Origin of the sequence: Heliobacterium mobile (genome assembly GCF_009720735.1) — a bacterium.
Taxonomy (GTDB): Bacteria; Bacillota; Desulfitobacteriia; order Heliobacteriales; family Heliobacteriaceae; genus Heliobacterium; species Heliobacterium mobile.
Window position 1 is genome coordinate 107,817 of record NZ_WNKU01000011.1, and the last position, 12,960, is coordinate 120,776.

The window sequence follows — 12,960 nt, forward strand, 5'->3', positions numbered from 1 at the left end:
GATGATTCTTCCGCGCAAATACATCGGAGTTAAATCTAATTTCGGGAATTCTCCGTCAATACCTGCTCTCTGATCAAAAAAAGAGGTTACAGTCCTATCGTTCTCAGGACGTAACCTCTTCTTTCATTTGAAAAGTTTATTTGGACTTCAAGGTAATCTTTCCGTCGACAGCATCGACAACGACCCGATCGCCCGCTTTAAAGTCGCCTCGCAGCATGCCTTCGGAGAACTGATCTTCCACGAGCCGCTGAATAGAGCGACGCAAGGGGCGGGCGCCAAAATTCTCGTCGTAGCCTTCTTTGGCGAGGAATTCTTCGGCCCCATCGGTCACTTCCATGGAAATCCCTGTCTCCATGAGGCGCTTGTTCAGTTCCTTCAGCATCAGGCTGACGATCTTGCGAATGTCTTCCGTCGACAAGGTATGGAAGACGATGGTCTCGTCGATCCGGTTGAGGAATTCGGGGCGGAAGCTTTTCTTCAACTCCTCCATCACGCGGGATTTCATGCCCTCATATTGAGCTTCCCGAGCCTTGATCCCTTCCGCATCGCCTGTCTTGAAGCCCATAACGCCGGAGCGCTTGATCGTCGATGCGCCTACGTTCGAGGTCATGATGATCACCGTGTTGCGGAAGTCTACCGTCCGGCCTTTCGTATCAGTGAGACGACCGTCTTCCAGCACTTGCAGCAGAATGTTAAAGACTTCCGGATGGGCTTTTTCGATCTCATCGAGCAGGATCACACAGTAAGGCTTGCGGCGGACGGCCTCGGTCAACTGGCCGCCTTCATCGTGGCCGATGTATCCGGGCGGGGCTCCCACGAGACGGGAGACGGTGTGTTTCTCCATGTACTCAGACATGTCGATGCGAATCATGGCGTCTTCCTGCCCAAAGAGTGCCTCCGCCAAGGCTCTCGCCAGCTCCGTCTTCCCAACACCAGTGGGCCCCAAGAAGATGAAGGAACCGATGGGGCGCTTGGGGTCTTTGAGTCCCGCCCGGGCTCGCCGTACAGCCCGGGACACAGCCGCTACAGCTTCCTGCTGACCGATGACCCGTTGGTGGAGCACTTCCTCGAGCTTTAACAAGCGGGCGCTCTCATCTTCGGCCAGCTTTTTCACGGGGATGCCGGTCCAACTGGCGATGATATGGGCGATATCCTCTTCACTGACGACCGAATTGGCGATGCCTCGCTTTTGGCTCCAGGCGTCCTTCTCTTTTTCCAACTGGTCTTTCATCTGCATCTCTTGATCCCGGAAGGCCGCCGCTTTTTCAAACTCTTGAGACAGAACGGCTGCTTCTTTTTCCTTGCGCACCTCTTCCAGCTTCGCTTCTAATTCCTTCAAATCTGGCGGTGCTGTATAAGCCTGCAGACGGACGCGAGAAGCGGCCTCATCAATGAGGTCGATCGCTTTATCGGGCAGGTGCCGGTCCGAGATGTAACGGTCCGATAACTTGACAGCAGTCGCGATCGCCTCATCGGTGATTTTCACCCGGTGATGAGCTTCGTAGCGATCACGCAGCCCATGAAGGATGGCGATCGCTTCTTCCACTTTCGGTTCGCCGACGGTGATCGGTTGGAAGCGGCGCTCCAGCGCCGGATCGCGCTCAATATGCTTGCGGTACTCATCAAGGGTCGTTGCACCGATGCACTGCAGTTCACCTCGAGCCAAAGCAGGCTTCAGGATGTTGGCGGCGTCAATGGCGCCTTCGGCAGCACCAGCGCCGATGAGGGTATGCAGTTCATCGATGAACAAGACGATATTCCCGGCTTGGCGAATCTCATCCATCACCTTTTTCAGCCGTTCTTCGAACTCACCGCGGTATTTCGAGCCAGCTACCACAGAGGACAAGTCCAGCGTCACGACCCGTTTGCCGACGAGCGTTTCGGGCACTTTTCCTTCCACAATCCGTTGGGCCAAACCCTCGGCGATGGCCGTTTTCCCAACACCCGGTTCGCCGATTAAGACAGGGTTATTTTTGGTCCGGCGAGATAAGATCTGGACGACCCGCTCGATTTCCGGTTCCCTTCCGATGACCGGGTCTAACTTGCCGTCCCGGGCCGAGACGGTCAGGTCACGGCCAAACTCATTCAGCGTCGGCGTGTTCTGCCCCATATCGGCCGTCGAACCACCGCCGGATACACCGGAATGGACTGGTCCGCCTCCGAGCAGAACCATGACCTGCTTGCGCACTTTATCCAGGTTCAAGCCGAGGTCGGTGAGCACTCGCGCGGCCACACCTTCGCCTTCGCGGATGAGGCCGAGTAGGATGTGTTCGGTACCTACATAGTTGACCCCTTGGCGGCGGCCTTCATCATTGGCCAGTTCCAAGGCTCTTTTGGCGCGCGGTGTAAAGCCGATTTCCGCCGGTACACCGTCACCCTCTCCGACCAGTTTGATCACTTGCTGCCGGACCTGTTCTAAGTCAATATTTAAGCTCATCAACGCTTTCGCCGCGATGCCTTCCCCTTCCCGGATGAGACCGAGCAACAAGTGCTCTGTTCCCACAGCGGGATGTTTTAAGGCATGGGCCTCCTCTTTGGCCAAGAGGAGAACTTTTTGCGCTTTTTCGGTAAAACGTCCTAACATGCTTAGTCCTCCTCTACTCTTCCATCCGGAAGCGCTCCCGGATCAGGGAGGCTCGTTGCACATCCCGCTCGAAAGCGCTCAACTCTCGCCCAGCCATCTTCTGCAGGAAGGCAGGCCGTGTCAGGACGAGCATTTCATTCAACACTCGTGGCGATATTCCTTTGATGATCCCCAGATCGATGCCTAACCGTACGTTCGAAAGCAAGGTCATGGCTTCGTTGGTCGTCATGATGCGAGCATGGGCCAGTGTGCCAAAGGCGCGGCAGACGCGATCTTCCAGCTGGTCCTTCGTTTCCTTCAGTAGAACTTGGCGGGCCATCCGTTCATGGTCGATCAACTGCGTTGCGATGACCATGAGGTTGGAGATGATCTCTTCTTCGGAGCGTCCCAGGGTTACCTGGTTGGAGATCTGAAAGAGATTGCCCGTCGCTTCGGTACCTTCTCCATAAAGGCCCCGGACGGTCATCCCCAGTTGAGAGAGGGAAGCGAGCGCCCGAGTCGCTTGGTTGGTCAGCACCAGCGCCGGCAGGTGCATCATCACCGATGCCCGCAGGCCCGTACCGACATTGGTCGGACAGGCGGTGAGATAGCCGAGTTTTTCGTCAAAGGCGAAATCGAGCTTCGATTCGAGCACATCGTCAATGCGACTGGCTAGAGCCCAGGCCTCTTCCAACTGTAGGCCCGGGAAGATGCACTGGACCCGCAGATGGTCTTCTTCGTTGATCAACACCGATACGGCCTCGTCAGGGCTCAACACCAGGCCCTTGCCTCGCGTTTCCTCGGCGTGCTGCGGGCTGATCAGGTGTTTATCGACGAGAACGGCCCGATCTAAGGGATTTAAATCTTGCAGATCGACCGAGACCAACCCAGCGGAAGCCTGTTGAACCTGGGGATCATTGATAGCTTGCTCTACTTCACGGACGACGCCTTGCAACTGTTCTTCTTTGGCCCCATGGGGAAAGGGCACGGCACAGAGGTTGCGGGCGAGGCGTACCCGGGAACTGATGACGATATCTGATTCTTTTCCGGTGCCCTCCATCCATTTGGTCCGGGCTTGATTGACAAAACGCTCTTGCATCAGGCACACCCCCTATTCCGACAACTCTTTTTCCAGGTCCCGAATCCGGTCCCGGACGCGAGCGGCCTGCTCAAATTCTTCCAAGGCCACATGCTGCTGCAGCTTTGCCCGAAGCTGTTGAATTTCTCGCTGCACGCGAATCGTGCCGCCGGTGCGCTGGGGCACTTTGCCCGTGTGACGGTTGGACCCTTGAACACGCCGGAGAAGCGGCTCCATCTTATCCTTAAACTGAATAAAGCAATGGTTGCAACCGAGTCGTCCGGTCTGGCTGATCTGGTTGTAGGTAGCGCCGCAGTTCTCACATTTTTCTGGCGGCGCAAAGCCGAAATTCACCTGTTTGGCCTGCTGTTGATGGGCGTCAAAGCCGAGCAGTCCCGCTAGGAATTTGTTGATCGGAAAGTCATCGTCAAAGGCCATGCTCCACTCTTTATGCTGCGCCCGAGCACATTCTTCGCATAAATTGACTTCTGATTTTTCCCCGTTGATGATCTTCGTCAGATGAACCGTAGCCGGTCGTTTTTTGCATTCATCGCAATACACCGGAAAGCCCCCTTTACCCCAGTATAGGGTCATTCAATTTCACTCAGTCGTCGGCTGACTCTTTTTCCTGATCTTGCCGCATGAGATTATAGAGCATGGCTTTCACCAACCGGGCTCGCAGCGCGTCCCGTTGGGGATAGGCTCCCTGCAACACATCCCGTTGGACGGCGGCCTGCATCAGTAGTCCCTCTCGTGCCGTCAGCATCTGGTCATCGACTAGGCGGGAGATGAACCGTTTCGCCTGATCTTCTGAAATCAAATCGCCTAGTTGTGTCGATAAAAAATCCCATAGATCGTCACCCTCTTCGATCGACAGTTTGACGATGCGAACGAAACCGCCGCCGCCACGGCGGCTCTCGATGACATATCCCTGTTCCGTGGCGAAGCGGGTCGTCAACACATAGTTGATCTGCGACGGAACACAGCCGAAAAGAGCGGCCAACTGCTGCCGTTGAACCTCGATGGCGCTCTCCCGACTCTGCTCCAGCAGTTCTTTAATGTAACGTTCGATCTGGTCGGCTAGATTGGCCATGTTGTCTCACCACCGCTATGGTTTTTTGTGCTACATCACAAGCCGTCCCTCGTGGACATCAAAGCGAATCGTCCCGCCATTCGATACGGTCCCGGCGATGAGCGCCCGGGCAACCGGGGTCTCCACATGACGCTGCAAATACCGCTTCAAGGGCCGGGCACCGTAAACGGGATCGAAGCCTTCCCGGGCGATCTGCTCTTTCGCCGCCTCGGTCAGTTCCAGGCGGATAAATCGCTGTTGCAACCGTTCTTGCAGTTCAGACGTCATTATATCGATAATCGCCGTGATCTCCTTGAGTGTGAGCGGCTTGAAGAGGACCACATCGTCCACACGGTTCAAAAACTCCGGCCGGAAATGGCTCCGCAAACTGCGCATCACCTGGTCGCGAGCGGTCGGACGGATCTCGCCATCGTCGGTCACCCCATCCAGCAAATACTGCGATCCGATATTGGAGGTCATGATGATCACCGTGTTCTTAAAGTCCACCGTCCGTCCCTGAGCGTCCGTCACCCGGCCGTCATCGAGGATCTGCAGCAGCACGTTAAACACGTCGGGGTGTGCTTTTTCAATCTCATCGAAGAGAATGACTGAATAAGGTTTGCGCCGGACCGCTTCGGTCAGTTGTCCGCCTTCCTCATACCCCACATATCCCGGCGGGGCACCGATGAGCCGGGCTACCGTTTGCTTTTCCATGTACTCGGACATATCGATCCGGATCATGTTCTCTTCACTGTCAAAAAGCGCCCGGGCCAGCGTCTTGGCCAGTTCCGTCTTCCCGACACCAGTCGGGCCGAGGAAGATGAAAGAACCGATCGGGCGGCGGGGATCCTTGATGCCTGCTCGAGCCCGGAGAACGGCATCTGTCACTAAGTCGACAGCTTCCTCTTGACCGATGACCCGTTCATGAAGGATGTCGCTCAACCGGAGTAATTTTTCCCGTTCCCCTTCCACTAATCGCGTGACCGGGATCCCGGTCCAACGGGCGACGATATCGGCGATCTCTTCTTCGGTCACTTCTTCCCGCAGCAGCCGGTTTTCACCGGACTTCCGGGCCAGTTCGGCTTCTTCTTGTTGCAGTTGCTGCTCTAGCTGCGGCAGCCGGCCGTATTTGAGTTCGGCCAGCCGGTTGAGGTCATAATGGTATCCCCGCTCTGCCTCGTCGACATCGCGGCGGACTTTATCGATCTCTTCGCGCAAGGACTGCACCTTGCGGATCGCTTCTTTTTCCAAGTCCCAACGGGCACGCATCTGGTCTTCTTTTTCCTTGAGATCGGCCAGTTCTTTGCGCAGCGCCTCCAACCGTTCGAGACTAGCCTTATCTTTTTCCTTTGCTAGCGCGGCCTCTTCCACTTCGAGTTGCATGCGCCGCCGGCTCACTTCATCGAGTTCTGTCGGTAAAGAGTCGATCTCTGTGCGGATCATGGCGCAAGCCTCATCGACGAGGTCGATGGCCTTATCGGGCAAGAAACGGTCGCTGATATAGCGGTTGGATAAAGTCGCTGCAGCCACTAGAGCATTATCGTGGATTTTCACGCCGTGGTGGACTTCAAAGCGCTCTTTTAAGCCCCGAAGGATAGAGATGGTATCCTCCACGTCGGGAGCCTCGACGATGACCGGTTGGAAGCGCCGTTCTAAAGCCGCATCTTTTTCAATGTACTTACGATATTCGTCCAAGGTGGTCGCGCCGATACAGTGGAGTTCCCCCCGGGCCAGCATCGGCTTGAGCATATTGCCGGCATCCATGGCCCCCTCGGCCTTACCGGCACCGACGATGGTGTGCAGTTCGTCGATGAAGAGCAGGATCCGGCCGTCGCTTTTCTTGATCTCCTGCAGCACCGCTTTGAGCCGTTCTTCAAACTCGCCGCGGTATTTGGCGCCAGCGACCAGGGCGCCCAAGTCGAGAGCGAAGATGGCCTTATCTTTTAATCCTTCCGGAACATCGCCCCGGACGATCCGGAGGGCCAAGCCCTCGACGATGGCCGTCTTACCGACGCCAGGTTCGCCGATGAGGACAGGGTTGTTCTTCGTCTTTCGCGATAGGATCCGGACGACCCGGCGAATTTCGGCGTCACGGCCGATGACTGGATCGAGACGTCCCCTTCGAGCTTCCTGGACCAACTCACGGCCGTACTTTTCCAGCACCTCATAGGTCACTTCCGGGTTGGCGCTTGTGACACGCTGGTGGCCGCGAATGGCCGTCAACGCTTGCAGAAGGCTCTCCCGGTTCAACTTGAACTCATTGAAAATACGCTTCAGCGGCATATCGAGAGCCGGATCCAAAAAAGCCAGCAACAGGTGTTCTACGGAAATATATTCGTCTTTTAGGCCCCGTGCCTCTTCTTCGGCTTTCACCATGAGACGCTGCATCCGGGGCGTAATATATACCTTTCCATGTTCCATACCCGGTCCGGTCACTCGGGGCTTTCGCTCCATTTCCCGCCGGACCTGGCTGCGGAAGACTTCACTGTCTATTCCCATCTTGTCCAGGAGTCGACGAGTCAACCCTTCTTCCTGGTCGACAAGGGCCATCAAGAGGTGTTCCCCATCGACTTCCGGATTTCCCTGCTGTACCGCCAGCGATTGGGCCGCCATAAAGGCTTCTTGACTATTTTGGGTCAGCTTGTTGAAATCCATGATCCCACCTCCGAAAATCCGTAGTAGTTTTTTCCTCTGTCATTGACTAACTTTGACCTTTGTGAGCTTATTATATCACCATTTTGCTAAGTTTATTCAAGAAGCACTTTTGTGAAGCAATCGTCAATAAGTTCGATGAGTAGGGATTAGGTTTGATTATCTACCAAATCCTCTAATTTTCAAGATCATACGCTATCGTATGAATTGTCCTACTCCGGTAGTTGACAACATCAACTCTCGGTGTAAAATTACACTACAGAGTGAAATTTTACACTTAACTTCAGAGGAGGGATGCCGGTGAAGCGGGAAGACGCCGGTGTGCTGACACAGGAAACTTTTGACCAATTGGTTTCCGCAAAGCTGCGGCTCATTCGTACGGATGCTGATTTGACGCAGGATAAAATGGCTGAAATCATCGGCATATCGAAAAAAACATTAGTCGATGTGGAAAAGGGCCGAAAGACCTTAGGCTTTACAGCGGCGTCACTGACAGCTATATTGTTTCGCCGAGGTGAGCCTGTTCAGTCCCTCTTTGGCGACATGACTATCGATGTCGTTGAATTCGTCTCCACCCGAGCGAAGTCTCGTGCCTGGTACAAAACCTTGGGAGGCCCCGTATGGTGGACCGAAGAAAGTCGGCAGGGGCCTTTCATCGTCCAAAAACACCGCTTCACCCCCTATTACCGGATCATCGACAGCGACCATTACCTCCATTATTACAGCCTCAACCGGGAAGAGACCTTCCAGCGATTGGCTGAACTCACCACGGGTACTATCGCTGAAGAGCCAAACCGATAAGAATGTCCGCGAGAGGCTACTCTGCTGTCAAGCAGGTCGGAATCTTGACCAGCGATTCCCAGCGAGCCCTAAACAGCTTCGTCTCGTCTTTAAAGTTGATTCATCTATAGACTTGTTTCATCTATAACGTTGCCCCTGACCTCTAACTGTCTCTACGGAGTTCTAGAAAGGACGGTGATCGTCGATGATGCTTCGGCACAAGTGGTTACGCGGTGAAATCGACCAGTGGTACACAGAGGGCCTGATTACAGCCGAGCAGAGGGAACGGCTGCAAGAGCGTTATGTCCCTTCGGAATGGCGTTCGTCTCAAATCATTCTGTGGCTCGCCGGATTGCTCGTCGGTCTGGGGATCATCTTGATGGTCGCCTCTAACTGGGACGAGATCAGCCGGTCGATCCGGCTGGGCCTGATCTGCAGCGTCATCATCGCCGCCTACACCACTGGGTATGTTCTCGCTTATGGCAAGGGCAACTACCCTCGTGTCGGCTCAGCCTTTTTGTTGCTGGGCTTGTTCGCCTACGGGGCCGGGATCTGGCTCGTCGGTCAGATGTATCATATCAGTTCCTATGATGCCACCGGCCTGGGGTTATGGTTTCTCGGGGCCATCGCTGTCGCTTACCTGACCGGTCATCCTCTCTTTTACCTTTCAGCGTTGGTTCTTCTGACCGCCGCCAATCTTAGCGATGCCGCCGATCATACCATGTCTCTTGTCACCGGCCCCTGGTTCTACGGCGCCTTCATTGGGCTCGTTCTCCCTTTTCTCTGGCGGAACAACCGGCCTGTCCATCGCTATGGAGCCACCATCGCCTTCTTCTTCTGCATCCTTGCTCAATTGCTGGAATCGGAACAGAGTCTCATCTGGTTCTCCCTGTTCCCACTATGGGGGCTGATCTACGACCGCGTCGCGGAAAAAAGCAATCGTCCCTTGCCACCGCTGCTGTCCACACCGTTGCTCCTCTGGGGCGCCTTCTTGGTAGAGATCCTATTTCTTATGAACCCGCCGCCTCTTGCACCCTTTTGGCCTTGGCTTACCGCTTTTTGGCTATTGTCGGCCGTGGCCATTCTATGGTTGGGTGCTCGAAAGCAAACCTCGCTCGAATCACTGGCCATGATTGCCTTGACCGCCCCCCTTCCCTTTGTCGCTAAGTACATTGAACCGGGAAAAGAACTGATCGGCAACGGGAGCCCCATAGGAATCAGCACGTTCTTGATGACCTATACGGAAGTTGCTGCCTTGTTGATTCTCTTTGTGGGGGCCATACTGCTGATCCAAAGCGGGAGCCGGCTCCGTGAAGAATGGCAGATCAACAGCGGAACCCTCTTTTTCCTGGTCTGTGTTCTTTACGCCTATGGTCGATACGCCTGGGGACTCTTTGACAAGTCGCTTTTCTTTATCGGTGGAGGCCTGGTCCTCTTTGTTCTCGGCTATTCCTTGGAACGCAAACGGCGTCATCTTGTGGACGCCAGTCGCAAGGAGGTGTAATTCATGCGCCGCTTTGCCTTTATCGCTGTAGTGGCCCTGCAGGTGATCGTCTTGCTCCTGATGGCAGGCAGCCGGGCCGTCATCGTTTCATCCGGTCAAGAAATCCTCTTGAAAGCGGAGCCTGACGACCCCCGCCATCCCTTCATGGGCGATTATGTCCGCTTGAGCTACAACATTTCCAATATCGATGTACGTCTCGTTTCTACCGATATCGCCGAAGAAAACATCGACTATGGAAGCAAGGTGTACGTCGTCGTCGAAGACCAGCAAGGGCTGTACCACGCAGTTGGCCTTTATCAAAAGGAACCTGCAGCCGCTACGGGACAGGTCGTCTTACAAGGACGTTACGACGGTTTTCACTATCAGGAACCCTCTGCTCGCGTTCCTCTTGCCGCTCCCCTTGAAAAAGATCCCGACCGTGATGGCAGACCGAAATTCGCTCGAATTGAATATGGCTTGGAAGAGTACTACCTGCCAGAGGGAAAGGGCCTTGAGTTGGAGCAAACTCTTCGCGAGCAAAAGAATCTCTACGCCCGCGTGAAAGTATGGCGAGGGGACAGCGTGCTCACGGGCCTAGTGCAGGCGGAATCCTTCTAGGCGGAGAGGAGGAGTAATCAATGGCTTCCTTCTGGCGTCAATGGGGTCATTATGCTCGCTTTGCCCTTCCCTTCTTACTTGGTCAGCAAGATGTTCCACTGATCTTAGGCCTTGTCGTCACCGACCGCTGTAACCTGGCCTGCAAGGATTGCCGGGTAGCGAATACGGGCCGCTCCGATATGACTTTTACACAGATACAAGAAAAACTGCTTTCCTGTTATCAACGGGGCTTTCGAGAGCTGTACATCGAAGGCGGCGAACCTTTTTTATGGCGGGATCATGACTACCGGTTGGATGATGTCGTGGAAGAGGCACGGCGAATCGGCTTCTTTCACGTCCACATCTATACAAACGGTCACTTCCCCCTGCAGAGCCGGGCTGATCTGCTTTGGGTCAGCGTCGACGGCTTACGGGACTATTACGCCCGGATCCGTGGAGATCACTTTGAAAAAGTTCGAGCCAACATGTTTGCCGCACCGATGCAAAAAAAGGCGGTCGTCTATACGGTCAATCAACTCAATCGCGATCATATTGAAGCATTTCTCCAGACCGTACACCTTGAAAAATGGCCAGTAGCCGGTGTGATGTTCTATTTTCATACCCCCTATTACGGCATCGACGAGTTGTTCATCCCGGCGAAAGAACGATCGTCGATCATCGACGAACTCATTCAGCATAAGCAGGTGGGCCTTCCGGTCTACAATTCCATATCCGGTCTCCGCCTGCTGCAAAGCGGCAACTGGCGAAGACCGAGCCGTACTTATGCCATTATCGATCAAGACGGAGAATACCTATGCTGCCGCTATAACAGCCCCGAGCTCTGCCGCGAATGCGGGTACGGCGCTTGTACAGAGGTAGCTGCCGCTCAGCAGTGGCATGTTGACGCCTGGCGTAACTTAGCGGGCTTTCTCTAAGCTTCTTCGATAAGGAGGATGGTCATGGTTCCCTCGTCAAGTCCTTGGTGGACTCGTTGGCTGCGTCGATACCTTGTCGGCGCCGAGCAAGACTTCACCTTTCATCCGGTCCGCGATGTCCAGTTGCCTCAAATAAAGTCTGCCGGTTTGTACCTGCATGTTCCTTTTTGTAAAAGTCTATGTCCCTACTGCCCTTATAACAAGATCGCCTACGCTGATTCCTGGGTAGAACCGTATGTGCAGGCGGTGCTCCGTGAAATCGAAGAAGTCTATCGGCGATTGGGTTCGATCGATATTACCTCTATCTATATCGGCGGCGGAACACCGACCCATATCGCCGACAAGTTAGGGACCATTCTGGAATATACCGCTTATCGCTTTCGTCTCACCGGTCCCGTCTGTATTGAGACAAATCCCATGGATCTCGAAAGCGGTTTTGTTACAGCAGAGCAATTGAAGTCGATGGGCATAAAGCGGATCAGTTTAGGCGTTCAAAGTTTTGACGAACGATGTTTATCCCTCTTAGGCCGCAAGTACTCGGCGCAAATCCTGCCTCCGACTTTACGCTCCCTGGTCCAGGCCGGTTTCGAAACGGTCAATGTCGATTTAATGTTTGCCCTGCCTGATCAAAAGGAGGAGGATGTACTGACTGATATTGCGAAAGCCATATCTCTCGGCGTAGATCAAGTCACCCTGTATCCCTTATTCACCTTTCCCTATACGACAGTGGGGAAATACCGAGACATTAAAAAAGTAAAAATGCCGGACCTTACTGTCCGGCGGCGCATGTATAAACATATCCATGATTACTTCTTGCAAAAAGGTTGGCAACGGGTATCGGTCTGGGGCTTTGCCAGAGAGCAAGCACCGCGTTATTCCTCCGTGACTAGAGACGAATATATCGGATTAGGTCCAGGTGCCGGCTCTCACTTACCAGGTTTGTTTTACATAAACACTTTTTCTGTAGAAGCATATATTCAAGCTATGAAACAAAAGGATCGGTTACCGGTCGCGATGTCGCTACGACTGAACGACTCCCTGAGCTTTTATCACTGGTTGTATTGGCGGTTATATGATACGGCGATACCCATGGCCCCCTTAGAGAAGCAGCGAGAAAAGGGAGACCGAAAACCGTTGGACCTCGTTCGTTTCCTTCAGTGGGTAAAATGGGCCGAGGTAAAAGAGGATTTCGCTATCTTAACGGAACCGGGAGCCTTCTGGCTGCACTTGATGCAAAATTATTTTGCTCTCGACTATGTAAACCGGATCTGGTCGACAGCAGGAGAAACACCATGGCCTGAAGCAGTAAACATCTGATACTCTTCTAAAAAGCAAAAACCTCAGACGTTTTCGTCTGAGGTTAACTCTCTTTTTGGCTCCTCGAGTAGGATTCGAACCTACAACCTACCGGTTAACAGCCGGTTGCTCTACCGTTGAGCTATCGAGGAACGGTATTCAGGACATTGATTTGTCCCTTGAAAACTACACAGGGGGTAGATTTTATTTGATTCCGCTACGGACGGTTCCCACGTCGTTATCGGCGGCAAAGCCGCCGACGACTGAGGTCACCCAGTCCCGCTGCATCAAATAAAATCCTCCAGATAGTAAAGCGTCAATGTAAGGTCAAGTCCTCGACCGATTCGTACCCGTCGACTAAACGCCTCACGGCGTGTACATCTCGGGCCGATCGACCAGGTCATCTTCCTGGGGTCTTACCTACTTGCGTAGTGGGAAGTCTCATCTTTGGGTCGGTTTCGCGCTTAGATGCTTTCAGCGCTTATCCGCTCCCGACATAGCTAC

At 54.0% G+C, this 12,960-nt stretch carries 10 protein-coding genes, 1 tRNA gene and 1 rRNA gene; 5 read left to right on the forward strand and 7 right to left on the reverse strand.

Annotated elements, in window-relative coordinates; all coding sequences use genetic code 11:
* Positions 1–136 precede the first annotated feature (136 nt).
* Genes GJ688_RS11030 through clpB form a run of 5 tightly spaced genes read right to left on the reverse strand, consistent with a single transcriptional unit; the run spans position 137 to position 7,368 of the window.
* Entirely contained in the window at positions 137–2,584 is a 2,448-nt protein-coding gene (locus GJ688_RS11030) for an ATP-dependent Clp protease ATP-binding subunit (RefSeq protein WP_155476601.1), read from the reverse strand.
* A 13-nt stretch (positions 2,585–2,597) separates the two neighbouring features.
* Complete coding sequence (locus tag GJ688_RS11035; RefSeq protein ID WP_155476602.1) at positions 2,598–3,662, reverse strand: protein arginine kinase; 1,065 nt, start codon at positions 3,660–3,662, stop codon at positions 2,598–2,600.
* A gap of 12 nt (positions 3,663–3,674) precedes the next feature.
* On the reverse strand, positions 3,675–4,202 hold the full coding sequence (locus GJ688_RS11040; RefSeq protein WP_170291887.1) for a UvrB/UvrC motif-containing protein: 528 nt from the start codon (positions 4,200–4,202) through the stop codon (positions 3,675–3,677).
* A 43-nt stretch (positions 4,203–4,245) separates the two neighbouring features.
* Positions 4,246–4,734 (reverse strand): CtsR family transcriptional regulator, encoded by a 489-nt coding sequence (locus GJ688_RS11045; RefSeq protein ID WP_155476604.1) that lies wholly within the window; start codon positions 4,732–4,734, stop codon positions 4,246–4,248.
* Between the two features lie 30 nt (positions 4,735–4,764).
* Entirely contained in the window at positions 4,765–7,368 is a 2,604-nt protein-coding gene (clpB, locus tag GJ688_RS11050) for an ATP-dependent chaperone ClpB (protein ID WP_155476605.1), read from the reverse strand.
* A gap of 297 nt (positions 7,369–7,665) precedes the next feature.
* Here clpB and GJ688_RS11055 point away from each other — a divergent pair, with 297 nt between their 5' ends.
* The 5 genes from GJ688_RS11055 to GJ688_RS11075 all read left to right on the forward strand — a co-directional run bounded on the left by GJ688_RS11055 (position 7,666) and on the right by GJ688_RS11075 (position 12,477).
* Positions 7,666–8,166: a helix-turn-helix transcriptional regulator gene (locus tag GJ688_RS11055; RefSeq protein ID WP_170291888.1), complete on the forward strand. Its 501-nt coding sequence runs from the start codon at positions 7,666–7,668 to the stop codon at positions 8,164–8,166.
* Positions 8,167–8,350: 184 nt separating this feature from the next.
* Complete coding sequence (locus GJ688_RS11060; RefSeq protein WP_155476607.1) at positions 8,351–9,649, forward strand: DUF2157 domain-containing protein; 1,299 nt, start codon at positions 8,351–8,353, stop codon at positions 9,647–9,649.
* Positions 9,650–9,652: 3 nt separating this feature from the next.
* Positions 9,653–10,246: a GDYXXLXY domain-containing protein gene (locus tag GJ688_RS11065; RefSeq protein WP_155476608.1), complete on the forward strand. Its 594-nt coding sequence runs from the start codon at positions 9,653–9,655 to the stop codon at positions 10,244–10,246.
* Between the two features lie 20 nt (positions 10,247–10,266).
* Positions 10,267–11,160 (forward strand): radical SAM protein, encoded by an 894-nt coding sequence (locus GJ688_RS11070; protein ID WP_155476609.1) that lies wholly within the window; start codon positions 10,267–10,269, stop codon positions 11,158–11,160.
* Positions 11,161–11,184: 24 nt separating this feature from the next.
* A complete protein-coding gene (locus GJ688_RS11075) occupies positions 11,185–12,477 on the forward strand; it encodes a coproporphyrinogen-III oxidase family protein (RefSeq protein WP_170291889.1) in 1,293 nt (430 codons plus the stop codon).
* Between the two features lie 56 nt (positions 12,478–12,533).
* Here the strand turns inward: GJ688_RS11075 and GJ688_RS11080 are convergent.
* Positions 12,534–12,608 (reverse strand) — tRNA-Asn (locus GJ688_RS11080).
* A 171-nt stretch (positions 12,609–12,779) separates the two neighbouring features.
* Positions 12,780–12,960, reverse strand: a 23S ribosomal RNA gene (locus tag GJ688_RS11085); the annotation flags it as partial.

What these genes read in the sequence shown, in the direction of transcription:
- GJ688_RS11065 (WP_155476608.1), top strand. Translation starts at nt 9,653, where the DNA reads ATGCGCCGCTTTGCCTTTATCGCTGTAGTGGCCCTGCAGGTGATCGTC.
- GJ688_RS11060 (WP_155476607.1), top strand. Translation starts at nt 8,351, where the DNA reads ATGATGCTTCGGCACAAGTGGTTACGCGGTGAAATCGACCAGTGGTAC.
- GJ688_RS11045 (WP_155476604.1), bottom strand. Translation starts at nt 4,734, where the DNA reads ATGGCCAATCTAGCCGACCAGATCGAACGTTACATTAAAGAACTGCTG.
- GJ688_RS11075 (WP_170291889.1), top strand. Translation starts at nt 11,185, where the DNA reads ATGGTTCCCTCGTCAAGTCCTTGGTGGACTCGTTGGCTGCGTCGATAC.
- GJ688_RS11070 (WP_155476609.1), top strand. Translation starts at nt 10,267, where the DNA reads ATGGCTTCCTTCTGGCGTCAATGGGGTCATTATGCTCGCTTTGCCCTT.
- GJ688_RS11030 (WP_155476601.1), bottom strand. Translation starts at nt 2,584, where the DNA reads ATGTTAGGACGTTTTACCGAAAAAGCGCAAAAAGTTCTCCTCTTGGCC.
- clpB (WP_155476605.1), bottom strand. Translation starts at nt 7,368, where the DNA reads ATGGATTTCAACAAGCTGACCCAAAATAGTCAAGAAGCCTTTATGGCG.
- GJ688_RS11035 (WP_155476602.1), bottom strand. Translation starts at nt 3,662, where the DNA reads ATGCAAGAGCGTTTTGTCAATCAAGCCCGGACCAAATGGATGGAGGGC.